At 57.4% G+C, this 26,246-nt stretch carries 25 protein-coding genes; 16 read left to right on the forward strand and 9 right to left on the reverse strand.

The features are described from left to right. The first annotated feature begins 287 nt into the window (after positions 1–287). The 9 genes from DBV39_RS18990 (at position 288) to DBV39_RS19035 (ending at position 10,134) form a co-directional block, all read left to right on the forward strand. On the forward strand, positions 288–680 hold the full coding sequence (locus DBV39_RS18990) for a carboxymuconolactone decarboxylase family protein (RefSeq protein WP_108622939.1): 393 nt from the start codon (positions 288–290) through the stop codon (positions 678–680). A gap of 312 nt (positions 681–992) precedes the next feature. Next, the gene (locus tag DBV39_RS18995) at positions 993–2,162 is read left to right on the forward strand and encodes an acyl-CoA dehydrogenase family protein (protein ID WP_108622940.1); all 1,170 of its coding nucleotides are present in this window, start codon (positions 993–995) and stop codon (positions 2,160–2,162) included. Further along, entirely contained in the window at positions 2,162–2,956 is a 795-nt protein-coding gene (locus tag DBV39_RS19000) for an SDR family NAD(P)-dependent oxidoreductase (protein WP_108622941.1), read from the forward strand. Before DBV39_RS18995 ends, DBV39_RS19000 begins: the two co-directional genes overlap by 1 nt. Beyond that, positions 2,953–3,978 carry a phosphotransferase family protein gene (locus DBV39_RS19005; RefSeq protein ID WP_108622942.1) on the forward strand — a complete coding sequence of 342 codons (1,026 nt, stop codon included), beginning with the start codon at positions 2,953–2,955 and terminating at the stop codon, positions 3,976–3,978. The genes DBV39_RS19000 and DBV39_RS19005 overlap by 4 nt, the downstream gene beginning before the upstream one ends. Positions 3,979–3,983: 5 nt before the next feature. Continuing rightward, on the forward strand, positions 3,984–5,639 hold the full coding sequence (locus DBV39_RS19010; protein WP_108622943.1) for an acyl-CoA synthetase: 1,656 nt from the start codon (positions 3,984–3,986) through the stop codon (positions 5,637–5,639). Between the two features lie 239 nt (positions 5,640–5,878). Next, entirely contained in the window at positions 5,879–7,066 is a 1,188-nt protein-coding gene (locus DBV39_RS19015; protein WP_108622944.1) for a pyridoxal-phosphate-dependent aminotransferase family protein, read from the forward strand. A 237-nt stretch (positions 7,067–7,303) separates the two neighbouring features. Beyond that, complete coding sequence (pcaB, locus tag DBV39_RS19020; RefSeq protein WP_108622945.1) at positions 7,304–8,656, forward strand: 3-carboxy-cis,cis-muconate cycloisomerase; 1,353 nt, start codon at positions 7,304–7,306, stop codon at positions 8,654–8,656. Positions 8,657–8,668: 12 nt separating this feature from the next. After that, a complete protein-coding gene (locus tag DBV39_RS19025) occupies positions 8,669–9,514 on the forward strand; it encodes a ChaN family lipoprotein (protein ID WP_108622946.1) in 846 nt (281 codons plus the stop codon). Between the two features lie 323 nt (positions 9,515–9,837). Further along, the gene (locus tag DBV39_RS19035) at positions 9,838–10,134 is read left to right on the forward strand and encodes a YciI family protein (protein ID WP_108622947.1); all 297 of its coding nucleotides are present in this window, start codon (positions 9,838–9,840) and stop codon (positions 10,132–10,134) included. A gap of 134 nt (positions 10,135–10,268) precedes the next feature. On the opposite strand, the gene DBV39_RS19040 is transcribed toward DBV39_RS19035, so the two are convergent. Together DBV39_RS19040 and DBV39_RS20160 are read right to left on the reverse strand one after the other, a co-directional pair. Further along, a complete protein-coding gene (locus DBV39_RS19040; protein WP_227870730.1) occupies positions 10,269–11,417 on the reverse strand; it encodes a thiamine pyrophosphate-binding protein in 1,149 nt (382 codons plus the stop codon). After that, positions 11,348–11,935, reverse strand: a complete 588-nt coding sequence (locus DBV39_RS20160; protein WP_227870731.1) for a thiamine pyrophosphate-binding protein — start codon at positions 11,933–11,935, stop codon at positions 11,348–11,350. The genes DBV39_RS19040 and DBV39_RS20160 overlap by 70 nt, the downstream gene beginning before the upstream one ends. Positions 11,936–12,160: 225 nt before the next feature. Here DBV39_RS20160 and DBV39_RS19045 point away from each other — a divergent pair, with 225 nt between their 5' ends. Together DBV39_RS19045 and DBV39_RS20370 are read left to right on the forward strand one after the other, a co-directional pair. Beyond that, positions 12,161–12,943 carry an SDR family NAD(P)-dependent oxidoreductase gene (locus DBV39_RS19045; RefSeq protein ID WP_108622948.1) on the forward strand — a complete coding sequence of 261 codons (783 nt, stop codon included), beginning with the start codon at positions 12,161–12,163 and terminating at the stop codon, positions 12,941–12,943. A 177-nt stretch (positions 12,944–13,120) separates the two neighbouring features. Next, the gene (locus DBV39_RS20370; protein ID WP_265416020.1) at positions 13,121–13,255 is read left to right on the forward strand and encodes a gluzincin family metallopeptidase; all 135 of its coding nucleotides are present in this window, start codon (positions 13,121–13,123) and stop codon (positions 13,253–13,255) included. A 265-nt stretch (positions 13,256–13,520) separates the two neighbouring features. Here the strand turns inward: DBV39_RS20370 and DBV39_RS20165 are convergent, their stop codons facing one another. From DBV39_RS20165 to DBV39_RS19060, 3 genes are all read right to left on the reverse strand, one after another. After that, complete coding sequence (locus tag DBV39_RS20165; RefSeq protein WP_265416070.1) at positions 13,521–13,628, reverse strand: hypothetical protein; 108 nt, start codon at positions 13,626–13,628, stop codon at positions 13,521–13,523. A 506-nt stretch (positions 13,629–14,134) separates the two neighbouring features. Continuing rightward, the gene (locus DBV39_RS19055) at positions 14,135–14,914 is read right to left on the reverse strand and encodes a transporter (protein WP_159079045.1); all 780 of its coding nucleotides are present in this window, start codon (positions 14,912–14,914) and stop codon (positions 14,135–14,137) included. A 695-nt stretch (positions 14,915–15,609) separates the two neighbouring features. After that, positions 15,610–17,091: an amidase gene (locus DBV39_RS19060; protein WP_108622950.1), complete on the reverse strand. Its 1,482-nt coding sequence runs from the start codon at positions 17,089–17,091 to the stop codon at positions 15,610–15,612. 428 nt (positions 17,092–17,519) lie between these two features. Here DBV39_RS19060 and DBV39_RS19070 point away from each other — a divergent pair, with 428 nt between their 5' ends. Continuing rightward, positions 17,520–19,148, forward strand: a complete 1,629-nt coding sequence (locus DBV39_RS19070) for a SulP family inorganic anion transporter (protein WP_108622952.1) — start codon at positions 17,520–17,522, stop codon at positions 19,146–19,148. Between the two features lie 21 nt (positions 19,149–19,169). Here DBV39_RS19070 and DBV39_RS19075 read toward each other — a convergent pair whose 3' ends face one another. Continuing rightward, positions 19,170–20,465, reverse strand: a complete 1,296-nt coding sequence (locus DBV39_RS19075) for a cytosine deaminase (RefSeq protein WP_108622953.1) — start codon at positions 20,463–20,465, stop codon at positions 19,170–19,172. Between the two features lie 256 nt (positions 20,466–20,721). Here DBV39_RS19075 and DBV39_RS19085 point away from each other — a divergent pair, with 256 nt between their 5' ends. From DBV39_RS19085 to DBV39_RS19100, 4 genes are all read left to right on the forward strand, one after another. Further along, positions 20,722–21,579 (forward strand): CYTH domain-containing protein, encoded by an 858-nt coding sequence (locus DBV39_RS19085; protein WP_108622955.1) that lies wholly within the window; start codon positions 20,722–20,724, stop codon positions 21,577–21,579. Positions 21,580–21,587: 8 nt separating this feature from the next. Then, positions 21,588–22,214 carry a chromate transporter gene (locus DBV39_RS19090; RefSeq protein ID WP_159079046.1) on the forward strand — a complete coding sequence of 209 codons (627 nt, stop codon included), beginning with the start codon at positions 21,588–21,590 and terminating at the stop codon, positions 22,212–22,214. 5 nt (positions 22,215–22,219) lie between these two features. After that, positions 22,220–22,747 carry a chromate transporter gene (locus tag DBV39_RS19095; protein ID WP_108622957.1) on the forward strand — a complete coding sequence of 176 codons (528 nt, stop codon included), beginning with the start codon at positions 22,220–22,222 and terminating at the stop codon, positions 22,745–22,747. A gap of 81 nt (positions 22,748–22,828) precedes the next feature. Next, a complete protein-coding gene (locus DBV39_RS19100; protein ID WP_108622958.1) occupies positions 22,829–23,134 on the forward strand; it encodes a DUF167 domain-containing protein in 306 nt (101 codons plus the stop codon). Between the two features lie 48 nt (positions 23,135–23,182). Here the strand turns inward: DBV39_RS19100 and fabI are convergent, their stop codons facing one another. From fabI to gloB, 3 genes are all read right to left on the reverse strand, one after another. Then, positions 23,183–23,962 (reverse strand): enoyl-ACP reductase FabI, encoded by a 780-nt coding sequence (gene fabI, locus DBV39_RS19105; RefSeq protein ID WP_108622959.1) that lies wholly within the window; start codon positions 23,960–23,962, stop codon positions 23,183–23,185. 158 nt (positions 23,963–24,120) lie between these two features. Then, the gene (locus DBV39_RS19110) at positions 24,121–25,392 is read right to left on the reverse strand and encodes a LysM peptidoglycan-binding domain-containing protein (RefSeq protein WP_407669298.1); all 1,272 of its coding nucleotides are present in this window, start codon (positions 25,390–25,392) and stop codon (positions 24,121–24,123) included. Between the two features lie 41 nt (positions 25,393–25,433). Beyond that, entirely contained in the window at positions 25,434–26,213 is a 780-nt protein-coding gene (gene gloB, locus DBV39_RS19115) for a hydroxyacylglutathione hydrolase (RefSeq protein WP_108622960.1), read from the reverse strand. Positions 26,214–26,246 lie beyond the last annotated feature (33 nt).

Raw genomic sequence — 26,246 nt, forward strand, 5'->3', positions numbered from 1 at the left:
TTTTCCGGGGGGCAAACTGCCTGGAGCGGGATGGCTGGCTTGTGGACATGGTGTTTCAGACCTCGTCAATAGTGAGCAGTCAATCCGTCATTATTGTCTTCTGGCGAACCTGGCGTCTTGACTTGGCCAGTTGTGGGCGCAAGCCCGGACTTTAGTCATGGGGTGGTTCAGGTGTACCTGATTGCGGTGCTATGGTTGCTGTCGCGTTCCTCGCGGCGCAAACTGCGTGCGCGAGGTGCGGATAAGTCTCATGCTCGAGTTCGAGCAAGTTTTTTGGAGCAGAAACGATGAACGAAAATGAAACCTACAAGGCGGGGCTGGCTGTCCGCAAGAAAGTGCTGGGTGAAGAGCATGTCAATCGCTCGATCAACAACGTGGATGAATTCACAGAGCCATTGCAGCAATACATTGTCGAGCACGCCTGGGGCGCAGTCTGGGTTCGGGACGGTCTGTCGCACAAGACCCGCAGCATGCTCAATCTTGCAATTCTGACCGCAAGCAACCGCCCGAACGAGCTCAAGTTGCACATCCGTGGCGCCTTGAACAACGGAGTGACCAGGGAAGAGATCCGCGAGGTCTTTCTGCATTGCGGCGCCTACTGCGGCGCACCAGCGGCAATCGACTCATTCAAGATGGCCCAGCAGGTGTTCGCCGAACTAGAGAATGAGCAACCAGAATAGCCTGGCATACGCGATTCGGGTGATCGGGTCGGGACAGAGTCAAACATGGTGTTTGCCCGAGGTTTCAGCAATGTGTTGGTGTGACCTGTTGCACAAACAGGCTGGAGTCGGGCAAACTTCCAGCGAAAGGGCTTCTCCCAGAGGCTTGACCGAGGGAGATTCCCGGCTGCTGCACGAGGCCCCGGTCGATGCTGAGTTGCTGCGGGGGTACCCCGGACAGAGGACCGCTTGCAGTGATAATCCTCTTGGGATTGCAATGCCACCCAGCGACACAAGAATCAAGAAACGGTATTCGAGACAACAAGGACAATCATGGATTTCAATCTGAGCGAGCGCCAGGCGCAGCTCCAGCAACGCACACGCGAGTTCATCCGTGAACAGATTATCCCCCTTGAAAAAGACCCCAGACAGACGCCGCACGGTCCGGACGAGTCCTTGCGTGACGAGTTGGTTGGCAAGGCCCGGGAGGCGGGATTGCTCACGCCTCATGCCTCAGAGGAAATGGGTGGACTGGGACTCTCTCACGTGGACAAGGCCATTGTCTTTGAGGAGGCGGGCTATTCCAGACTGGGGCCGACCGCGCTGAACATTCATGCCCCTGACGAAGGCAACATCCATCTGATGGAACTAGTGGCCACCGAGGAACAGAAAGAGCGCTGGCTGCGACCGCAGGTGCAGGGCAGGATACGGTCCTGCTTTGCCATGACCGAACCGTCTCCGGGCGCCGGCGCGGATCCCTCGATGCTGCAGACGACAGCTGTACGTGACGGTGATGACTATGTCATCAACGGTCAGAAATGGTTCATTACGGGCGCGTTCGGTGCATCGTACGTGATCATCATGGCCAAGCTTGAAGACGGGTCAGCCACGATGTTTCTCTCGGATATGGATGCTCCTGGCATCAAACTTGAAAGGGCCATGGATTCGCTGGACAGTTGCTTTACGGGTGGGCATGCTGTGATGCGTTTCGAGAATCTTCGTGTGCCCGGCAATCAGATCCTGGGCGAGGCCAGCAAAGGATTTCGTTACGCGCAGGTGCGTCTGGCGCCAGCCCGACTGACACACTGCATGCGCTGGCTGGGCCAGGCCCGGCGCGCGCATGATGTGGCAACTGACTATGCGCGTACCCGCGAGGCCTTCGGACGCGCACTGGGCAAGCACGAGGGTGTTGGCTTCATGCTGGCAGACAATGACATGGACATGCAGACTGCCCGCCTGCACATCTGGCACACCGCCTGGTTGCTCGATCAGGGCAACCCCTGCAACTTTGAGTCGAGCCGGGCCAAGGTCGTTTGCTCGGAAGCCGAGTGGCGCGTGGTGGATCGGTGTGTGCAGATTCTGGGTGGACAGGGGGTCACTGCCGAGAAGGAAGTCATGCAGATCTTTATGGATATGCGGTCTTTCCGGATCTATGACGGTCCAAGCGAAGTGCATCGCTGGAGCCTGGCGCGCAAGCTTCTGAGCGCAGAAGGGGCACATTGATGACGCACTCAAATGCAACGGCGATTGCCATGCCCTCGTTTGATCTCACGGGCAAAGTCGCACTCGTGACGGGTGCCTCCAGTGGTCTGGGTGAACACTTTGCCTGGGTGCTGGCTCAGGCAGGGGCCCATGTGGTGGTGGCTGCCAGGCGTCTGGACAGGCTGCACGCGTTGGTGGCCCGACTGCAGGAGCAAGGGTTCAATGCCACGGCAGCGGAACTGGATGTGACCCGGCCGCAAAGCGTTGCCGACTGCTTTGGAGGCGTGGCGCAGTCACCCGGAGTGCCCGATATCGTGGTGAGTAACGCTGGTGTGACGGTTGCCAAACCTGCGATGAATCAGACAGAGCAGGACTGGGACGATGTCATCGACGCCAATCTCAAAGGGTGCTGGCTGGTTGATACCGAGGCTGCGCGGCAGATGGTTGCGGCCGGCAAACGCGGCAGCATCATCAATATCGCCTCGATTCTGGGCGCACGTGTTGCAGCAGCCGTTGGACCGTACGCTATCTCCAAGGCAGGGGTGATCCAGGCGACCAAGGCGCTCGCGCTGGAGTGGGCTCGTCATGGCATCCGGGTCAACGCCTTGCTGCCCGGATATGTCCACACGCCGCTAAACGCCGGGTTTCTGGACAGCCCGGCTGGTGAAAAGCTTCGTAGCCGTGTTCCAGAGCGAACCTTCTGCACACTGGATGAACTTGGTGGTCCGCTGCTCTTGCTGGCCAGTGATGCCGGACGCGCCATGACAGGTGCAACGGTCGAGGTCGATCATGGACACCTGGTGAGCGGATTATGAATGACGCTGCCGTGCAGCGACTCGCTGCCTACCTTGGTGATCTGGGCCTGGCCACGAATGGACCACTGCAGGTCACAGTGCTCTCAGGAGGACAGTCCAATCCGACGTATCGGGTCGTGGCTGGATCCGATACCTATGTCTTGCGTAAAAAACCACCTGGCAAGCTACTGCCAGGTGCACACGCGATCGACCGGGAGTACCGTGTGATGAAGGCGCTCGCCGGCACAGAGGTTCCGGTGCCAGAAATGCTCGCCTACTGTGAGGACGAGTCGGTGCTTGGCACGGCCTTCTACCTGATGCCGTTTCTCGACGGGCGGGTGTACTTTGACCAGACGCTTCCTGATCTCTCGCCGGCAGACCGCAGGGCGTTCTATCTTGACATGAATCGCGTCATGGCTGCATTGCATCGCGTTGACCCCGCCGCCATCGGGCTGGCGGATTACGGCAAGGCTGGCAACTATTTCGCAAGGCAGATCGGCCGCTGGTCGCGTCAGTACCAGGAAGATCCAGGTGACCGGATACCGGAGATCGAGTTGCTGATCGACTGGCTGGGCTCGCGTATTCCAGCAGGTGAAGACGCTCGCATCGTGCACGGTGACTACCGGCTGGACAACGTGATGCTGGATCCAGCCGCGCCCAGGGTGATTGCCGTGCTGGACTGGGAACTCTCTACGCTTGGCCATCCCCTGGCGGACTTTTCTTATCACTGCATGAGCTGGCATATTCCGCCTTCACTGTGGCGAGGAATCGGTGGCCTCGATCTCCAGGCGCTTGGCATTCCTGAACAGGACGAGTACATCGACCTGTACGTGAAAGCGACCGGACTGACGCAGGCGAGAGAACACTGGGATTTCTATCTGGCCTATAACTTTTTCAGGATCGCGGCCATCCTGCATGGCATCGGACAGCGTGCGCGTAAAGGAAATGCGGCGAGTGATGACGCAATGGAGATGGCAGCCAGGGCTCAGCCACTGGCCGCGCTTGGCTGGCAGTTTGCTCAACAGTACGACGCTCAGAGGTAATTTACATGGCATCCAGACCCGACACGAGTCCCGAGTCCCGCAATCAGGGGTACAAAGATTCTGCCAATCATGTCCCGCTGACTCCGCTCGGGTTTCTGGAGCGTGCTTCATCGGTCTATCCAGACCACGTCTCCATGATCCACGGCAGTATCCGTCGCAGCTGGCGCGAGACAGCGCAGCGTTGCCACCGGCTGGCCAGCGCGCTGAACCGGCTCGGTGTCGCTCGAGGTGATGTGGTAGCGATCATGGCGCCCAACATTCCTGCGCTGTATGAGTCACACTTCGGCGTGCCAATGGCGGGTGGCGTCTTGCTCACACTCAATACTCGTCTGGATGTCGATTCCACCGCTTACATTCTTGAGCATAGCCAGGCCAGGGTGTTGTTGTGCGATCGGGCGTTTGCGCCTCTGGTGCGCGAGGTGCTGGAGCAGGTGAAGACCGGGCTGGTGGTTGTGGACATTGATGACCCGATGTACGACGGATCCGAAGCGCCTGTGTCTGAACTGCACTACGAAGCGTTACTGGAGCAAGCGGATCCTGCATTTGAACCGCTGGAGCCTCTGGACGAGTGGGACAGCATCAGCCTGAACTACACCTCTGGCACGACCGGGCGCCCAAAAGGTGTCCTGTACTCTCATCGCAGTGCCTACCTGAATGCCATGGGCAACATGGTGTCCTCGGGTATCGGGCTGAACGCGGTCTATCTCTGGACGCTACCTATGTTTCATTGCAACGGCTGGTGCTTTCCGTGGACGGTGGCGCTGATAGCCGGTACCAATGTCTGTCTGCGCAAGGTGGAGCCCAAGGCGATATTCGAGGCGATTGGTCAGTACAGAGTGCAGCATTTCTGTGGCGCCCCCGTGGTCCTGAACATGATGGCCAATGCACCCGAAACCGATCGTTTCAAGCCGGACTGGCCTGTCCGGGCCATCACCGGAGGGGCGGCACCTCCAGCCGCGCTGATTGCAACCATGGCAGACCTGAACATCGAAGTGGATCACCAGTATGGCCTGACGGAAACACTCGGACCCTCGGTTGTCTGCTCCTGGCACGATGAGTGGAATGAACATTCTTTGCAGGAGCAGGCAAGAATCAAGAGCCGGATTGGCGTGCGCAAACACACGCTTGAAGGTGCACAGGTCGTTGACCCCCAGACCATGGAGCCTGTCCCGCACGATGGGCAGACGATAGGGGAACTGGTCATGCGCGGCAATACGGTCATGAAGGGGTATCTCAACAACCCGGAAGCGACCGGGCAGGCGTTCAGGGGAGGGTGGTTCCACAGTGGGGACCTCGTTGTCGTGCACCCCGACGGATATTTCGAGGTTAAAGATCGCCTGAAAGATATTGTGATTTCAGGCGGTGAGAATGTCTCGACAGTCGAGGTTGAGGGTGTGCTATACCATCACGAGGCGGTGCTTGAGGCAGCTGTGGTGGCCATGCCCCATGACAAGTGGGGTGAGACGCCTTGCGCATTTGTGACCATCAAGCCTGGTCGCAGCACGACAGAAGAAGATCTGGTGGCTTTTTGCAGGAAGCGTCTGGCAGGCTTCAAAGTACCGCACACGATCATTTTTGCTGAGTTACCCAAGACATCAACCGGCAAGGTGCAGAAGTTCCTGCTGCGACAGATGGCGCGAGAGTATGCGCAGACGCATTGACCCTGTTTTGCGCGACGCCGGCTCCCGGTTTGCATGCATGGTCTCAGTCCGGTTGCTTAGTCTGGTTGACTCGCTGCAACAGTCGCAACAGAACTTTGCGGGAAATCTATGGCATGCTTGACCGCTCAGGGGTGGACTGTCCTAAGATAAAGTGATTCTTGGATTTGCCCGTCAAAGTGATTCCCGGATCACTTTGATGCGAATCTCTTTTTCTTCTGTTGCTTGATCCTGAGGCTGGCATGCAAACATCTACCGAGTACTTCGCCGGACTGCGTCTGTTGCACGCACCGGGCCCGACCCATGTCCCCAAAGACGTCATGGACGCCATGTCTGATCAACCTCTGGATATGGGTGATCCACGGCTCGAAGAACTTGTGACGGATTGTGAGGCCGGTTTGAGAAATCTGCTCGGCTCAGAGAAATCCGACGTTTTCCTGTACGCCACCAACGGACACGGTGCCTGGGAGGCTGTCATTGTCAATCTGGCCAGCCCGGGTCAGAAAGTCCTGGTTGCCAGCACGGGTCACTTTTCTAACTCGTGGGCAGAAATGACTGAAGCGATGGGCGTGGAAGTGGTTCGCACCCCGTATCAGGAGGGTTATCCCATTGACCCGGCAAGTATCGAAGCTGCTTTGAATGCCGATGCTGCGCAGGAAATCGTGGCGGTGTTCGTGGTGCATACCGATACGGCGAGCAGTATTACCAGCGACGTGCCGGCGATCCGGCAGGCGATGGACCGTACCGGACACCCGGCTCTGCTGGTCGTTGATGTGGTGGCTTCGCTCGGAGCCACCCGGTTCGAGATGGATGCCTGGGGTGTGAACGTCACCATGGGGGCTTCCCAGAAAGGGCTGATGTCTCCACCTGGAGTGGGATTCTGCGCTGCGGATGCGCGGGCCATGGAGATTGCGCGTCGTAATCCTTCGCACCGATATTACTGGGACTGGGTCCGGCGCCAGGACGCGCCGGTCTATCGCAAGTTCTGTGGCACAGCTCCGCAGAATCACCTGATGGGACTGCGGGCTGCACTGGGGTTGATCCAGCGCGAAGGATATGAAAATGTTCTGGCGCGCCACATACGTCTGTCGGGCGCTGTGCAGGCAGCGGTGGAGTGCTGGGCCAGTACCGGTGCTGTGAGCTTTGTGTGTCAGGTGCCCGCGGCCCGTTCGGTGTCAGTGACAGCGATCCACACTGCACCAGGCGTTGTTCCGGACGAGATCCGGCGAGTGGCCCGGGAGACGTTCAACGTGTCGATTGCTGGCGGACTCGGGCCTTTCGCGGGCCGAGTCTTTCGGATCGGTCACCTGGGCGACCTGAGCGCACCGATGGTGCTCGGATGTCTGGCGGCTGTCGAAGGGTCATTCCGGGAGCTGAACATCCAGGTCGGGGAGGGGGCTTTGCAGGCTGCACTCCAAAAGCTTTCCTGATCCCGACTCCCCCTGGAGTCGGTCTGTTTTTCTGTCATCCAGTCATTCACACTGGGTGCAGAACTGTCGGTCAGTGGGGTTTTCAGATACGATTTGATGCGAGAGAACATCAGGGCCGCAGTGGTCCGGACAGATCTATCGGGTCTATCGGGCCTATCATGTCTATCGGAGCTACCCGCTCTGCCCTGGTGTTTCATAGATAAGTCGAACATTCGATCAGATGACAGGGGGAGAGACATGCCGGTTTCATTGCTGGATTCAGCACTTTTCAGGGATATGTTCGGGACGGGTGCCATGCGCTCGGTCTTTGACGACCAGGCCACGCTGGCCAGGTATGTCGAAGTGGAGGTCGCGCTTGCGCGGGTGCAGGCCAGACTGGGCATCATCCCGCACGAGGCTGCCCGACAAATCGAGCAGCTGGCCGATGCGCGCAAGCTCGACATGGAGCGCATCAAGCACGACACCGAAAACGTCGGTTATCCCATTTTGCCACTCGTGCACCAGATCTCGGATATGTGTGGTGAAGCCGGTGGCTATCTGCACTGGGGGGCGACCACCCAGGACATCATGGACATGGCGACGGTGCTGCAGGTCAGGCAGGCCCTGGCTCTGGTCGATGCCGATCTGGCTGAGCTCGATTCGATTCTTGACCAGATGGCCGCTCAGTATCGTGACACACCGATGGCAGGCCGTACCCATCTGCAACATGCGTTGCCCGTGACATTCGGCTACAAGGCTGCAGTCTGGCTACTGATGGTCAGACGTCATCGGGAGCGTCTGGCGCAGTTGCGACCACGGGTTGAAGTCGGACAGTTCGGTGGTGCGGCTGGCACGCTCGCCTCACTGGGTGAGCAGGGGCTTGCTGTTCATCAGGCGCTCATGGAAGATCTGGGACTGGAGTCGTCACCAGTGACCTGGCATGTCGCGCGCGACGGACTCGCCGAGGCGGTGCAGTTTCTCGGGCTGGTGACCGGCAGTCTGGGCAAGATTGCCTACGACATCATGTTGATGATGACCAATGAGCTTGGCGAAGCATTCGAGCCATTTGTCAAAGGTCGCGGTGCCTCGAGCACGATGCCACAGAAGCGCAATCCAATCTCGTGCGAGCTCATCACCTATTCGGCTCGTGCTGTGCGCCAGCACTGCGGCCTCATGCTGGATGCCCTCATCCAGGACTTCGAGCGGGCAACAGGTCCGTGGCATCTGGAATGGAGTGCCATACCGGAATCATTCATCCTGACCGCGGGTGCCCTGAATCAGGCGAAGTTCATGCTGGCCGGACTGGAAGTCGACACTGCAAGAATGGCGCACAATCTGGACATGTCCGGTGGCCTGATCGTGGCCGAAGCAGTGATGATGGGTATGGCGCCGCATCTTGGCAGGCAGGTTGCACACGACGTTGTTTATGACGCGTGCCGAGTCGCCGCGCAGGAGCGACGGCTCCTGGCTGCCGTCCTAAAGGAAAACGCAACTGTATCTGCTAAATTAACTGTTCAGCAGATCGAGTCCCTGTGTGATCCGGCAAACTATCTTGGCAGTGCACCCCGGATGGTCGATCGCACCAGGGCGTGGAACAATGGCAGTGCATGAAGGAGTCTTGAATTGGGTAAATCACTGAAACACTGGTTCGTAGCCGGTGCGACTGCACTGGCAGTTGGAGCGGGACTGGCGGGGCACGCATCTGCGTCGACCCCTGCAGCGCCGAACGCGAATCACGCCATCTGGATGATGGGTGAAGTGCATGACAATCCGGAAGCGCATTTTTTCCGGTTGCAGGATCTCTCGCGTGCACTGGGTGGAACCTGGCGTCCCGCTCTTCTGATGGAGCAGTTTGATACTGATCGACAGGATGCACTGACTCAGGCCTGGCAGACCTGCAAGGATGCAGACTGTGTTATCCGGGACGCAGGTGGTGGCGCCAACTGGAACTGGGATTTGTACAAGCCTCTCATCAACCTGGCACTTGAGTATCGTCTGCCGCTCGTGGCTGCGAATCTCTCGCGTGAGCAGGTCAGAGAAGTCATGAAGACGGGTTATGGCTCGGTGTTTGACGAGCAGACGATCCAGAAGTTTGGCCTGAATCGTCCTTTGCCAGCACAGTTGTTGTCCGGTCAGGCACAGGCGATCGATGAAGGCCACTGCAACATGCTGGACGCTCAAACCACCCAGGCCATGGTGCGCGGGCAGATCGCACGTGATGTCAACTTTGCCCGACTGATCGAGCAATATGCACCACAGGGCGTGGTGCTGGTGGCTGGCAATGGGCACGTACGACGCGACATAGGTGTGCTGCAATGGCTGTCACCCGAGATTGCCAGCCGGGTTGTGGTCTCTGGCTACGTCGAGCCCGGTGCACTGGATGCGACTTTGTTTGACCGCATCCGTTTCGTGCAGCCGCACGATCGTCCTGATCCTTGCGAAGCATTCAGAAAATCTCGGGGGCAATAGTTCTTTGTGTCGAGGATCGTTGCCTCTGGAAAAGCTTCTCAACCAGGTGGCTCACCCAGGTGGGTCACTCCAGGTGTTGCGGGCTCGCCAGCGACCCCAGTGGCGACTGTATAAAAAGAATGGGACTCAAGCTGAAACGGCTGGCAACCGCAACTGCCCTACCCGTGGCGAGTCCGTCCAGCAATGGCGGCGCTACGGCAGAGACCGTCTCTGCCGTAGCCGGGAAAGTCACGCCTGTCAGATACGACGGTGGTCAGCAAGACACGTCGGGGCAGGAAAAGAACCGTGCGCACCTTCGCGCACTTTGTTGAGAGTAGCATTCCATGCCTTACTTGATCGAAACGACCGACAAACCAGACAGTCTGGCACTACGAAAGCATGCGCGTGAGGCACACCTCGCTTTTCTTGATGCGCACAAGTCACTACTGCTGGCTTGCGGGGCCAAGCTCAACGATGACGGGACAGATCTGGGCGGGGGAGTCTACATCGTCGATGTTGAAACCCGTGAGCAAGCTCAGGCTTTCATTGAACAGGACCCCTTCTATCAGGCGCAACTGTTTGCCGACATCCGGATTGTCCGGTGGCGCAAGGCCTATCTTGATGGTGCCGGGTATTTATAGAGTAGACGGGTCTCCTGGCCCGTTCGTTGATATCTGTCGGACTGCCCGTTTGATCCAGAGAAACTCAGGATCAAAACCGATGGCGTGATCGCTGGGGCCGGGTCAAGTTCTCGACTCGACCCGGTATCCTTTCCTTACTTAACCGACGGTTCGATGGCAATGTCCACCAGAGAGGGTTTGCCACTGGCAATCGCCTCTCTGACAGCAGCCTGGATGTCTGATGCTTTCTCAACGCGAACAGCGTTCAGGCCAAATCCCTTTGCGACAGAAAGAAAATCAATCTCAGGATCGCTCATGTCCATGCCGACAAACTGGTTCGAGCCACGCATTGCGATCAGACGGTCCTTGATGATCTGGTAGCTCTGGTTGTTCAAAATGACATAAGTCACGGGCAGCTTCAGGTGCGCCGCTGTCCAGATGGCCTGGATGCTGTAGAGCGAGCTGCCATCACCGATCGTCGCGACCACTGGGCGCCCGGGGTGAGCCAGACTGGCACCGATTGCACCCGCCATCCCGAACCCGAGACCGCCACTTGTGAGTCCGTAGTAAGAACTTGGGCTGTTGGCATGCATCAGCTTGAACAGCATGGCACTGTAGGTCGGATTCTCGTCAACCACGATGGTGTCGGGTGTGAGTGCCTCAACCACTTGCAGGACCGCGTAGTCTGCCTGTGCGGGAGCCGAGTTGGCATGCTGCGCCAGTGACTCAACCAGCGAGGCGCGGCGGCTTTGCCAGTTGGTGGGTTTGAGTTCATCGATTCTTGCTTTGGCAGCAGTGCGCTCAGAATCATCCAGCATGGTGTCGAGCATGGGTAGCATTGCGCGCAGCGTGCTTGCTACATTGGCCTGGATCGCCATTTCGGTCGGGTAGTTCTTGCCGAGTTCCCAGTCCCTTTCACTGATGTGAATGACCGGCATGCCCACGGGCAGGGGTTCGACATCGGCCTTCGGAGACATACGAAGCAGGTCGCCGCCCAGGCAGATCATGAGGTCGTGCTGCGATAAGGTTTCGAGTACTTTGTGCTGATTTCGGGTGATTTCGCCCATGTTGGCAGGGTGCTCTGTCGGAAACCGGCTGTTGTATGGGACCGACTCTTGATAGACGGCGGCGCCAATCCGGGTGGCGAACTCGCCGGCTTCCTTGAAACAGTCATGGCGTGCCAGTTCATGACCGGCCAGAATGACTGGACGTTTCGCCTGCCTGATCCGGTTGATCAGTGCTTGCAGGGTCTGGGTGTCGGGTTGCACGGTGCCTTGTACGCGGGTGGGATGCCCCAGAACCATCTCTGCAGACTCGTCCAGAATACTGCCAGGCAGACTGATGAAGACAGGACCCGTTGGGGTGTCATGGCGATCTTGGCAGCACGGTGAACGATGCGAGGCAGATCCTCTGCACGTTCGACCTCGACAGCCCACTTGACCAGCGGTTCGGCGATGCGAACAAGCGGTTCGTACAGCAGGGGTTCGGTCAGTCCGTAGCCTGCTTCGTATTGCCCGGCAGTCACGATGATGGGTGAGCCGGAGAACTTTGCGGTATAGAGTGCACCCATCGCATGGCCGAGTCCTGGTGTGCAGTGCAGATTCACAGCGCTGAGTCGGCCACTGGCACGACCGTAGCCATCCGCCATCGCCAGCACAATGCTTTCCTGAAGACCCAGAACGTACTGAACCTGGGGATAGTTGGGAACGACCTCCATCAGAGCAAGCTCTGTGGTGCCGGGGTTGCCAAACATGTGGGTTACGCCTTCCTGGACCAGCAATTCCATGAAGGCATCGCGTCCGGTGTAAGTGGTCTGAGTCATGGGCGGTCTGCGTCCTTTCTCTAAGTAAAGTCTGGTGGTTTGCGAAGCAGGCTTGTCGCGAGCCATCGCGCGCGATAAGGTTCTGCATGTGTGACAGAATAATCGCGGGCGCTCAGTCTGCAAAGGCCGCGCAGCAGATGCTGTAAATGTCGTGGATGTGTTTTTTAAGTCTATGACTAAAAAGCTTTTTTTGTAAGATTCAGAAAGAACAACTCGGGAATACTTATGCTTATTTCGTTAAAGAATCGTGTCGCGTTGATCACGGGTGCAAGCCAGGGGCTCGGGCGCGCAATGGCACACCGGCTGGCGGCCTCCGGTGCGGATGTCGTGATGCTTGCCCGTCGGCAGGAACTGCTTGACGAGGTGTCGGGTGAGATCGCAAAGGAAACTGGACAGCGAGTCAAGGGATATTCCTGCGACGTCAGCCAGATCGATCAGCTCGAGGCGGTATGGCAACAGGTGGAGAAAGATTTCGGGAAGGTGGACATTCTGATCAACAACGCTGGTTCGTCTGCAAGACATCCGATTGATACGCTGAGCCTGGACAAGCTTCAGACCGACTTTGATCTGAAGGTCAAGCCTGCTTTGCGACTGGCCCAGTTGGCCTCGTCAGGCATGAAAGCGCAGCGCTGGGGCCGTATCATCAACGTAGTCAACATTGGCGCAAAGGCACCCGCAGGCGGTACAGCACCGACGACCATGAACCGTGCGTCAGGGATCGCCATGACGAAGGTCATGTCCAAAGAGTTCGCACCGCACAACATTCTGGTGAATGCGTTGTGCGTGGGTCAGATCATGTCGGAACAGTGGGTAGGCTATTACAAGAAAGACAATCCTGACATGTCATTTGAAGACTACATCGCCATGCGAGGCAAGCCGATTCCGATGGGTCGGATCGGGGAGGCTGAAGAGTTTGCAAACGTCGCCTGCTTCCTTGTTTCGGATCAGGCTTCTTATGTCACAGGTGTTGCGATCAACGTGGACGGTGGTTTCAGCCCTGTCACCTGAAGAACAGCGCAGATGGTGACGCGTGCCCCATCAGTAAACGGGTGGGGTGATCGTGATGCGTTTGCGTTTGCGTGATACCCGGTTCTGGACCCAGCGGGACGTGCCATAATACTTTCGCTGGAACATATGTAAGAGAACAGATTCCAAATCTCGACATGACCCGGAGGCAGATCGATTGTGAACAAGGCGATTTTCAAACCATTAAAGTGGCTGTCGTTGCTTGCGATTGTGACCGCGCTTGGTGGATGTGGGCTGAATCCGCCGGTCGAACGTACGCCAGACGGTTTCGATCCCCCGTACGATTACTACTGACCAACTGTGAGCGCAAGCACCTGACTTTAGCCATGGGCTGGTTCAGTTGTAATACTCGCGGCTAGAGCTATGCCTACTGGCTTTCAGTCATCTTCAAATACAGCCACCAGGCAGTCCAGAACCTCTTGCATAACTGGCACTGGCGCTTTTTTCCACGAACCTGGTTTTACGAGCCGCCCAATCCAGACTTTTCAATTGATGCACATGAACTGAGCCATCGGTGCGCAACCTCTGACCCGTCAGTGAAACCAGAAAACCGGCTTCTCTAGCCACATGGCACGGCGCCACCAGAGACTCGACACACCATGGCAAGCTTGAACTTCGCGTTAAATGACTTTGGTGACACCATCAAGCAATAGTGATTACCGATCATTTCTTTGCCGGTCGCCGGGTCAAACTGCAAGTGCACAATATCCCCACGGCCAGACGTCAAAGCTCAGCCCCGACGGCTTGCATTTCGTCCCAGTCATCTACTCGACCAGTATCTGACGGCGTAGCTGCCAGCAGGATTAACTGGCAAGCACCATTGCCAGCGATTGCTGTTCTCGGCGGGGACAAATGGCGGGTTTGCTGCGTAGGCTCGAAGAAGGTTAAACCTTTTCCGGGGCAAGCATTGCAACTGCTAACTCATGCCGGATTCATCACCAGGACGGGCCGACTCAGAACGCTCAAACTGGCCCCGACTCGACCCGACCCGACAACGACGTGAGTGGATCACCGGCCTATGGGATGCGACCAGAACCTTTGAGATCCCGTGGCCCGTCAAAGCTATCTTCAGCCCTGTTCCAACTCTTTAATGGGAAATCCCGGTTGAAGCCTGTGCTCAGGCAATGCAACCGGGTACAGGCTTCAATCACGCACTTATAAAGCTACGAGCTTTTAAAACTGGTAAGACAATGTAGTGGTGACGTTCAGGCCCCGACTCTTGTCCTCTGAGCCCAGCGCATGGCTGGTACCAACACCGAAGCCGATCTGCAGGTTGTCCACGGGTGCATATGAAAACGCGAGCTGCGTGAACGCTTCATAGCTGCTGTTGTAGCCAGGATTGGTCTGTACGCCAAGATCCAGGCCTGCCTTCCATTGATCGTTGATGATCCACACCGGTGCGACCGATGCCGTCCAGATGTGATTACGTTCGAACTCCCAGTCAGGCATGTTCGATTGATAGTTGCTGTTGTACTTGAGGTTGGCGTGCAACTCGTAGTTATCGGCGAGGTAAGACCCGATCATGGCCAGTCCCCAGTTTGTCCGGGCAGTTCCGAGGCCGTTGGACTGCATGTTTTTTGAGACAGGGATCAGAATGGTCGGTTTGATGGCAGCACTGAAGCCTTTTGTCTGGTCACCATAGACGTTCCATTTGAGACCCAGTTCGGAGTTTTGCCATCCTGTCGGGCTGCGCAACTGACGGGAGAGCCCGAGCGAGACGTCAATTTCATCCGTCACGCCATAGGTGTAGGTGAACGGAATCGTTGCTGAGTAAGCGTTCATGTCGACACGGTCGTCAAGTTCCATGTCCAGATTGGTACTTCGCTCGAAGACGTACCCGAGTTCGACCTGATTGTTGCCTTTTCCCTGGGTGCCGGTGTCATCAGTCGCCAGCGGAGAAAAGGCATGGGCGGAGGAGGTTATTCCGATGGCCACAAGGGCCAGAGTTGTCATCAGAGGTCTGGAGTGCGCGGGTTTTGTATGACTCATATGTCTACCAAAGATCTACCAAAGCGAATGAAAAAAAGGCATCCTCGGCATTAGCAATGTGCAGACCTGAACCCGTGTTCCCGGGCTTGACTGATTGACTGTAAATCTGAAGATCGGGCTTTGAGGGACCGGCCTTCCTGATATCTGGTCACGCACTTGCCTTGTCGGGGACGCCCTGGCTGCGTATTGCTTCTCATGACATCCATCAGTTCGCACGAAGTCCATCAATTCGCTTGAAACCAGAGGCTCAGAAAAGCAAGCCGGAATTTTAATCTAAAATAAACTTAGTTTCAAGGAATCAGGAGCGATTTTCTGTGTGCCGACGGGTGTCAGTCGACAGACAACATTGTGCAAGGGTGACACACAAGCTCTGTCATTTTCAACCTCGGGTTTGACCGGATGATCGCAGACAACACGGGAATGACAGAGTCGCACGCAGGGTGTCGTGATGCTCATGTGGTGGTCACGTGATGGTCACGTGATGGTCACGTAATGGTCACGTAACCACCGGGGACTGCTGAGTTTCGTGAGGATCGAAAAAGTCACATTGTGACCGGGCCCGGGGTTTGGGAGACGGGGGCAGGCGAGTCCTGATCAAAGAGGCAAGCGTCTGACCAGGCTGGACAAGCGCTGGCAAGCGCTGGTCAGACGCGTTTTCGTCAGACTGCAGGAGGATGGGTGACAATTGATTTCAGGCTGGCCCGGTCCTGGGTGAGACTACTCAGGACCGGAAGCGGACGCGCGAGTTTCGGATCGCGGCCAAACGCCATCTCCAGCGCGTGAGCGCTCGCCAGCAGACGTCCGTCCTGGTACATCGGTCCGATGAGCTGCATGCCGAATGGCATGCCTGCCTCGTCCAGTCCCACCGGAAGCGACAGCGCAGGATGGGTGCTCAAGGTCACGACGTAGGTCAGTGCCAGCCACTGGTAATAGTTGCCCATGGTCTGGCCGTCGATACTGTCGGCATACAACTGGCTCCACGGGAAGGGGGTGACCGGTGTGGTGGGCGAGATGATGATGTCGTACTCGCGAAACGCGCGGGCAAAGCGCTGCATCAGATTGGTCTGCTCGATATGCGCCCAGGCGCGATCGGCCAGCGTCAGCTTGCTGGCGATATCCATGTTGGCGCGTACATTGGGACTGAGTGCATCAGGGTTGTTCTGATAGGTCTCGGCCATTTGTGCAAGAAACCCTTCTGCGCGCAGAATGTCGAAGGCACGGTGAACGTCCCCGAGATCCAGGCTGACAGGTTCGCATGACTTCACATGATGAGCGATGGCGTTGATGCGGTGTCCGAACACGCGCCGGATCATCGGATCGACTGCGCAGCACCCGAAATCTTCGGTATATCCGACCCTGAGCGTGGACAGGTCGACTGGCTGGACCGGCCAGACCGTGGAGGGATCCGCCGGAAATGCCAGTGGATCAAGGCGATCCTCTCCCATGCTCGCCGCATACAACAGTGCCGTGTCGCGCACGTTGCGTGCCATGGGGCCTATGGTGTTGAGAACGGCCCAGCCAAGCTTGCGACCGTCCTGCCCGATCATGCCCGGTGTCGGGCGCATGCCGACCACACCACACAGGGCAGCTGGAATGCGTAGCGAGCCCCCGACATCTGTGCCAGAAGCCAGTGGCAACATGTCGGTAGCAAGCGCGGCTGCGGAGCCACCAGACGAGCCACCCGCATTCAGTTTGGGATTGAACGGGTTGCCGGTTGCTCCCCAGACAGCATTTCGGGTGTTGGCGCCGGCTCCCATGTCAGGCGTATTGGTTTTAGCCAGAATGATGGCACCGGCATTTCTCAGTCTTGCGACCATCGAGTTGTCATGGGTTGGGACGTTGGCGGTGTAACCGGTGTTGCCATAAGTTGTGAGCAGACCCGCTGTTTCGGTCAGATCCTTGATACCGACCGGCAGTCCATGCAGAGGGCCAAGTCGCTCGCCGTTCATGACGGCTTGCTCGGCTGCCTGTGCAGTGGTTAACGCCCGGTCGAAGTCAGTGGCGCAAATGGCGTTGACCCCGGGGTTGCAGGATTCGATATGGGCGATGTGGGCTTTGACTAGCTCCACAGGGGATATGTCCTTGCGTCCAATCAGCTGACGCTGCTCGGTTGCACTCAGCGATACCAGTGCTTGTTTCATGTTTTTCTCCGGTAGGGTGATGGCTGCACAAGCTAACCTTGACGCGAAGGTGTCTGGCAGCGTTACACTCAGTCACACATCAGGCAATCAAACATCTGGAAATCACTCTCCAGGACAGAGCGCGATTCGATGGTCTCCATGCCAAGATTTTCTGATTATGGCATCTGCGCAGCTTGATTTCTGCCTTGCATTGCGGGTTTTTGAGTGTTTGTGCGTGAAGGGTTCTGGTCTGGTCTGCTGTCACTGCTGGCAATCCTGGTGAATCAGAGGGTTAGCGCTGGCCCGACCGGGTGGCCAGGCCAGCGGGTGTTTTGCAGACAGTTTTTTCTGTCATGGCGCCAGTTGCGTGGTCCAGTCTGCAGCCAGGATATCGGCTGGACATGAGCTGACGGGCTTTTGCTTTCGTTTGCTTTTGATTGGAGGCGTGAATGATCGCCCTACTGGAGGCTCGGCGAGCCGGGCTGTACAAGGCTTCGAACTGGACACGCAACATCATCGCTGGTCTGGTTGTGGGTGTCGTGGCCCTGCCGCTGTCGATGGCTTTTGCGATTGCGTCGGGTGCCCGGCCCGAGCAAGGACTTTACACTGCCATCATTGCCGGACTGCTCGTCACACTCTTTGGCGGCAGTCGTCTGCAGATCGCCGGGCCCACAGGTGCCTTCATCGCGGTGCTCGCGGGCATCACGTCACAGTACGGAATCGAGGGGCTGCAAATCGCCACCTTGCTGGCGGGTGCCATGTTGCTGGCGATGGGCTTGTTTCGCATGGGGGGCGTCATCCGATTCATCCCGGCACCGGTCATTATTGGTTTCACCGCGGGTATCGGGATCATCATTTTCACGGGTCAGTGGGCGGACTTCCTGGGGATTCCACACCCGCCAGTGGGCCAGTTTCACCAGAAGATCTGGCACGTGTTGCAACGCGTTCACCTGACGCACTGGCCAACACTCGCCATTGGTGTGCTCAGTCTGGTACTGCTGTATGTCACCCCTCGAATTCATGTGCTCAAACGAGTGCCCGGTCCACTGATCGTGCTGGTTCTGGCAACCCTGATCCAGTCAGGCCTGAAGTTTGATGGCGTGGCAACAATCGGATCGGCTTTTGGTGGTATCCCGCAGGGGCTTCCTGCTTTCGGGCTTCCTGATCTGAGCTTTGACAAGGTGACACTGCTGGTGGCGCCCGCGTTCACGATCGCCATGCTGGGCGCCATCGAGTCACTGCTGTCGGCAGTCGTTGCGGACCGGATGACCAGCACACGTCACGATGCCAACCAGGAGCTGATCGGGCAGGGGATTGCCAACATGGTGGTCCCGTTTTTTGGCGGATTTGCGGCAACCGGTGCGATTGCCCGCACTGCGACCAACATCCGCAACGGTGGGAACAGTCCAGTTGCTGGTGTGTTTCATGTACTGACGCTGGTGGGCGTGTTGATCGCACTCGCCCCGCTGGCATACAACATCCCGCTGTCTTGCCTGTCTGCCATTCTGTTTGTGGTGGCCTGGAACATGAGCGAGGTGCATCGGATCCGGATGATGCTTGCGCGTGCGCCAGTCGCTGACCGGGTGATCCTGCTGGTCACCTTGTTGTTGACGGTGTTCGTCGATCTGGTTGTGGCTGTCAATGTCGGTGTGATTCTCGCCATTCTGCACTTCATGCGACGCATGGCGCAGACCGTTCGCATGCAGACTATCCGCGAGGAAGATGGCTACCGGGTCAGCCGGGTCGAAGGTCCGCTTTTCTTTGCCGCGGTGGGCATGATCGAGCATGCCTCGCGCACCCTGCCGAAACCGGTACGTGTATGGGTGCTGGATCTGTCCCGGGTTCCGTTTGTGGACGAAACCGCCTTGCAGGCACTTGACGATGTGATTGATGAACTGCGTGAGCGCCAGTGTCGTCTGGTTCTGGCAGAGGCCAATGAAATTGTGCTGCAGAAACTGCGTCTGCATGGCACCCTCAGAACCCTTGGGGACGGTGGTTATCTGAGCAAGCTCAGTAGCCTTGATCCAAAGATCAAGGCCGCACAGATTCGGGAGGTGAAGGGTGGGCCCGCCTGGTAGCGGCTGTCACTGCGCTCGGTTTCAGCCTTCACCCGCATCTCTCAGCCAGTCAATCAAAACGGGTTTCTCGTCCCACTCGAGTGTGGCCTGTCTTGCCGGTGTCCGGCTGACACAGCGACCGTCACGGTAAACCGCCAGGCGAGTTGCTCTGAGCCGGATGGCATCGACGACATCATGGGCCTGTAGGACGACCAGGTTGGCTCTGCATCCCGGTTCCAGACCGTGATCGTGAATGCCAATCACGGTCGCGGCCCGAGTGGTCACCGCCGCGAAGCACTGCTCGATGGCAGCCCGACTGGTCATTTGAGTGGCGTGCAGCCCCATGTGAGCGACTTCGAGCATGTCTGCCGAACCCATGCCATACCAGGGATCCATCACACAGTCCTGACCGAATGCGACCTCCACACCGGCGCCAAGCAGTTCGGGGACCCGGGTGAGTCCGCGTCGCTTGGGATAAGTATCGCGGCGACCCTGCAGGGTCATGTTGATCAGGGGGTTGGAGACCACACGCATCCTGGACTCGGCCATGAGACTGATTAATTTGTGTGCGTAGTCATTGTCCATACTGTGCATGGAGCACAGATGGGAACCGGTGACACGCCCCTGAAGGCCAAAGCGCTGGGTCTGAAAGGTAAGTGTCTCGATGTGGCGTGACCATGGGTCATCGGTTTCGTCGCAGTGCATGTCTATCATGAGGGCGCGTCTGGCGGCGAGCTCGCACAGGATCTCGATGCTGCGTGCACCTTCCTGGCTCGTTCTCTCATAATGTGGAATGCCACCAACCACATTGACGCCCAGGTCGAGTGCACGCTCAAGTTGTTCAAGCGACCCGGGCCGACGTAACAGACCGTCTTGCGGAAATGCGACAAGCTGAAGGTCCAGATAGGGCCGTACGGCTTGCTGGACTTCGAGCAGGGCCTCGACTGCCAGCAGTTTTGGATCGCTGATGTCAACGTGGCTGCGGATGGCCAGCAATCCGTTGGCAACCGCCCACTGGCAGTAGCGGGTCGCTGTCTGGATAATCTGGTCGCGGGCAAGTGCAGGCTTGAGTTCGCGCCAGATCTCGATACCTTCGAACAAGGTGCCGCTCTGATTGACTCTGGGTTGCCCGTATCGCAGTGTCGAGTCCATGTGAAAGTGAGCATCCACAAATGAAGGACTCACCAGATATCCTCGCAGATCCTCACGCGAAGCGACAATGGTGTCTGCCAGCGTGGCGTCCGGCTCAATGGCTTTGATCCGACCATCCTTGATCAGGATCGACATCTGTTGTCGGCCGTCTGGCAGACGGGCGTTATACAAAAGGGTCTCGCTCATACTCAACTCTCTCTGGGCAATTCCTGACTGGAAAGATTTTCGCTATCGTAAATCATGGGTATGGGTTCTCATGTTGACCTGCACTCGTTCGCCATGGGCACGGTACTGTCTGCAATGGCTGCTGACAGGCCATGGGCCATGGGCGTTTGCATCGGCAGCGCATGCATTGAAATTGCAATTCAGACACTGTTGAGAAGTCCCGTGATACCGCATAATGGACACCTGCAAAACAACAAAGCTAACAGAGCCAACAAGCATGAGCCAGTCTGAAGAGCATAAACTGCCGACCGAATTTGATAAACGCATCACCAACCGGGAATTCAAGCTATTGCTCGATCCCGAAGGTCTGGACAGGCGCAGCAAGGTCAATCAGTTGATCGGGCTTGTTCGCGCCTTCTGCGACAAGGAAGGGGTTGAGTTCTTTCATCTGGACAACGCCGACACGGGTCTGCGTAACGTTTACTTTTTTGACACGCCCGGCGAAGAGCTTCGACACAATCATCTGATCTTGCGGGTGCGCGAATCGCGGCAGAATGTATGGGTTGACGACTGGTGTGAAGTGACACTGAAGTGTCGTGCACCTACGCTCAAGGCGTCTCAGTCCTTCCAGCCAGTTCCGGACACCCCGCACAAGCATCGCCTGCGGCTCAAGGAGGAGATCTTGCGCGGGGATGGGCTGGGTACCACTCGCTGCATCTATTCCAATAACTCGATTCTGGATTCGATTCCGATCGAGAGTATTTTTGAGCGAACCTGGGAAGGTGTCATCAAGATCTATCCGGATCTGGCACGGGTGGGGCTAGACAAGAACTTGCCGGTACGGATTGTCGGTGGGGCCGCCAACAAGATTCTCGAGGCCAGCCTGCCGCTGGGTAATCTGGTATTCGGAGACCGGGTGCAGGCGCACTGTGATCTCGCGATCTGGATGCGTTCAGTGGGCGAACCCATTATTGGTGAGCTTGCGTTTGCGTACCGTGTGAATGATCAGAACCGTGAGGACAAGAAAGCTCACAAGCGTGCCAACGTCTTTTTTCGGGATCTGCAACTGGCCATCCACCACTGGCTCGCGCCAGGAACCACCAAGACCGCGATGGTCTATGGCAAACCTGAGTGAATCAGCTGATGACATCTCCAGAACAATCGGCGCAAGTGGCACCACCGGGACCCGGTGGCCGCAAGACAGATGCCCAGGAAACGAGAAACCCGGATCAACGTAACCGTCCGGGCTTGTGGGAGATCTTCCTGCAGTTTCTGATTATCGGTGCAGTCAGCTTCGGGGGTGGCATTATCGCCTACGAAAAAATCCTCCTGACTGAAAAAAAACGCTGGCTCACGGATGACGAGTTCATGGCAGCACTGGCGATCAGCCAGACCATGCCGGGTCTGAATGCGGTCAACCTGGCGGTGCTGGCCGGTGACAAACTGCGCGGGGTAATCGGTTCTGTGATTGCCGTACTGGGCTTGCTGCTGCCCGGTTGTACCTTCGTACTGGTGGTCGGACTGGTCTACATTAAAAACGCCGACCACCCGATGGCGAACCTGCTGCTGACAGCGGTTGCTGCTGCCGCCACAGGCCTGCTTTCGGCGATCACCTACCGAATCGGCAAGAACCAGCTCACACATGTCAAGCCATTGATCATCGTGATTGCTACCTTTGTACTGATGAGTATCGTCAATCTCTCGCTGCCGATGGTGTTGCTGATCATGGCGCCGGTCGCGATCTTTGTTTACCGCCCACGCAAGGGATAGTCATCATGGCAGCTTTGATTCACCTTGCTCTGACCTTCGGCATGTTGTCGGTGCTCGCGGTCGGGGGCGGCACGGCCGTCCTGCACGAGATGCAGGAAGTGCTGCTGCAGCGTTACCAGATCAGCTCGGACATGTTTGTCCACGTCTATAGCGTCGGACAACTCGCTCCTGGGCCCAACATGACCATGGTGCTGGTGTTCGGTTACCAGATCGCCGGGTTGTTTGGAGCAGCGATTGTTGGTCTGTCGTTTTTCTTTCCGTCGAGTTTTTTGTGTTTCTGGGTTGGCCGGATCTGGACCCGAATTGGCGACACGCCATGGCGACGCGCGGTGCAAAGCGCGCTCGAGCCGATCTCGATCGGTTTGATGTGTTCTGGCGTCTATGCGGTGGCCAAGGCGGCCATCTCGGGTCCGTTGACCATCACACTGGCGGTGGTGTCGTTTCTGATCATTTTGCTGACACGCGTGAATCCGGTCTATGTGATTCTAGGGGTGGGCGGTGCCGGTGCCCTGTTCAACGTCTGGCTGTCCTGAGGTGTCCGGGATGTGCACGCAAACGATTGGTAACTGGCAGGCCGGGCCGACCGGTGCGAGTGTTTAAGGGGAGCAGGGGTATTGGAAAAGCCAGTCTGGCTTGATGAGTCCGCGCAGGCATGGTTGTTGAGAATTCGACTACAGCCCGGTGCACGACGAAGCGGGGTCGTGGGCGAGCACGGTGACCGACTCAAGATTGCAGTTCGCGCGCCCGCCGTGGATGGAAAGGCAAATGAGGCACTGCTGCACTGGCTCGGTGAGCAGCTTGACGTGCCACGTACGACGGTGACGCTGGTTTCCGGGCAGACCAGTCGGGATAAACGTGTGGCCGTCCAGAAAATCGACGGCCTGACGCAAACAACTGTGTGCACAGCGCTGGCGTCTTGAGAGTAGTCTGCCTGGCAACCAGCCAGACAGACTACGTCACAAAGCAGGTCAGCCGCCAGGCACGACCGTGGAGAACCCGGCATCAACGTGAGTGATCTCGCCCGTGACACCCCCTGCCAGATCTGACAGCAGGAAAGCCGCCACATTGCCCACGTCTTCAATGGTCACATTGCGACGCAGCGGCGCATTGCTTTCAACAAACTTCAGAATTGACGAGAAGTCCTTGATGCCGCTGGCCGCAAGCGTCTTGATGGGACCAGCCGAGATGCCATTCACACGAATACCGATCGGGCCGAGGTTGCTGGCCAGGTAACGCACACTGGCTTCGAGCGAGGCTTTGGCCAGACCCATGGTGTTGTAGTTGGTGACTACCCGCTCGGCGCCCAGATAGGTCAGGGTCAGCAGTGCACCCCGGCGGTCTTTCATCATGGGTAGTGCAGCCTTGGCCATCGCCGGAAAGCTGTAGGCAGAAATGTCATGGGCAACACGAAACGCTTCGCGTGACAGACCATCCAGGAATTCGCCAGCGATGGACTCGCGCGGTGCAAATCCGATCGAATGCACCAGTCCGTCCAGACCATCCCATTGCTGGCCAAGCGTTTCAAACGTACTTTCGATCTGGGCGTCCTCGGATACATCACAAGGCAGGACGATGGAACTGTTGAACTGACTGGCGTAGCCCTGAACGCGTTCCTTGAAGCGATCGCCGACGTATGTGAAGGCAAGTTCCGCTCCCTGAGCATGGCAGGCCTGCGCAATGCCATAGGCGATTGACCGGTCAGATAGTACGCCGGTTACCAGAATTCGTTTGCCTTTTAAAAATCCCATGTTCTGTTCCTGATTGAATGTCGGTGCGAGCAGCCGGTCAAAGCATGAATGGCGTCAACCGGCTGCCGTTAAAGTGATGAGTATCTGACCGGGCCTCATGAAAGGCCCGGATGAAGTCCTGGATGAATGTCTGCCTTGATTACAAGTGTGGTCTGGCACTAGCCTGGAATCCGCAGACGCTGACCAACGCGCAACCGGGTAGATTTTAAGTTATTGAAAGACTGAAGCGAAGCGACGCTTGTCTGATTGCGTCGCGCAATCGATGACAGGGTGTCGCCTCGCTTGACTCGATATACGCGTACCGGTGAGCGTACATCGGCCGCAGCAATCGACTCGATCACGGTCGGACCAGGAATGATGAGCAGCTGCGTGCCCGCGATGCTGGACTGGTTACGTTTGAGATCGTTGGCGCGTCGAAGCGTCTCGAGGGGCACATTAAACTGACTGGCAATCGCAGAGAGACTTTCGCCATCGCTGGCAAGGTACTTTTCCCAGCTGCTCAGATCGCCTTGATACTGGGCCAGATTGGCCAGGTAAGTGGCTAACTTTTCTCGTGGCAGGAGGATTTCCGGTTGCAAATCAGCGAGAATCACCCCCTGGTTGTACGATGGGTTGAGTTCCTTGAACTCTTCGAGTGGCATCTCGGCCAGCTGGGCGGCAATCACTACATCGATGTCCTGATCCTTCTTGAGTGTTACGAAATAGGGTTCGTTATCCACAATAGGCAGAATGACGGCGTATCTTTCCGGGTCTGCAATGATGTTTTTGATTGCCTGCAGCTTGGGCACGTAGTTGGCCGTTTCGCTTGGCATTCTCAAAGACAGGTAGTCAGTGGGTTTTCCGGCTGCTTCGTTCTTGGCAATCGCGCGTTTGACTGAGCCTTCGCCCCAGTTGTAAGACGCGAAAGCAAGGAACCAGTCGCCCTGGTATTCGAACAGATACTCCAGGTAGTCCAGTGCAGAGTTGGTGGAAGCGACCGGGTCACGTCGCTGGTCGCGCCACCAGGTTTGCTCAAGTTCGAATGCGGTTCCGGTGCTTGGGATGAATTGCCACAGCCCCGACGCGTGGGCTCTTGAATAGGCATTCGGGTTGTAGGCGCTTTCTACAAACGGCAATAGCGCCAGTTCGGTCGGCAGTCCACGCCGGTTGATTTCATCGACGATGTAATAGAGGTACTTCCCAGAGCGGTCCGCCATGCGCTGGAGGGATTTGGGATGCGCGGCATAGTATGCGGTCCACTTGTCAACCAGATCCGAGTTGAGATTTGGAACGGCGAAGCCTCGTCTGATGCGATCCCAGACATCAATCGGCTCGCGCGTCAGGTCGATGCTGCGGGTGGTCAGTTCAGCACCAGGTTCGCGTTGATCGATCGTTGAGCATCCTGCGACGGCGATCACCATGACCAGACCAGCCCAGCGGGACAACTTCAGTAGTGTTTGCAGTGTGTGTTTGATTACGTTCATCAGTCCAATTAGAACCTGTTTTTCCATTCTCTGAGGGCGGCAAAGACGTCCACAGGTGTGGTCAGTGCCTGCCCGGCCCATGTCTGGGCTGCCTGCGCGATGGTTGCATCACGACTGCGCAGGAATGGATTGCAGCGTTTTTCAACACTGATCCTTGAAGGCACCGATGGCTGGTTGATCTCGCGCACAGCCCGCACCAGTTGCTCCATTTCCATGAGCGACTCGTTGTCAGGGTCGACGGTGCGAGCCCATTTGAGATTGGATTGGGTGTACTCGTGCGCACAGAAGACCTGAGTGTCCCCGGGCAGGGCACACAGTTTGTCGAGCGAGGATAGCATCTGCTCGGGGGTTCCCTCGAACAGTCGGCCACAGCCCGCAACAAACAGGGTGTCACCACAGAAGAGGACCGGTTTGCCGCCGACACTGTCACCATAAAGTGCGATGTGTCCGGCAGTGTGGCCGGGTACGTCAATGACCTCTAGCGAGAGCGCCGGCTCGGTCAGCTCGATCCGGTCGCCCTCGGATAACGGCACGTCACAGGCCGGGAGCTGTTCCATGGCAGGACCATAGACTGGGACACGAGTGTGCTCGATGAGTTCCAGAACCCCGCCGACATGATCCTGGTGGTGATGGGTGAGTAGAATGGCGGTCAGTATCAGATTGTCCTGCCTGAGCGCATGAAGCACCGGTTCGGCTTGTCCAGGGTCGACAACGACTGCGTGCTTGCCGTCTTCAACAAGCCAGATGTAGTTGTCGGTGAAGGCGCGGACAGGCCGGATGTTAACCATTGTGTCGTTTGATCGTGTCACGTCAGGATATCC

The organism is Orrella marina (assembly GCF_003058465.1).
Lineage (GTDB): Bacteria > Pseudomonadota > Gammaproteobacteria > Burkholderiales > Burkholderiaceae_B > Algicoccus > Algicoccus marinus.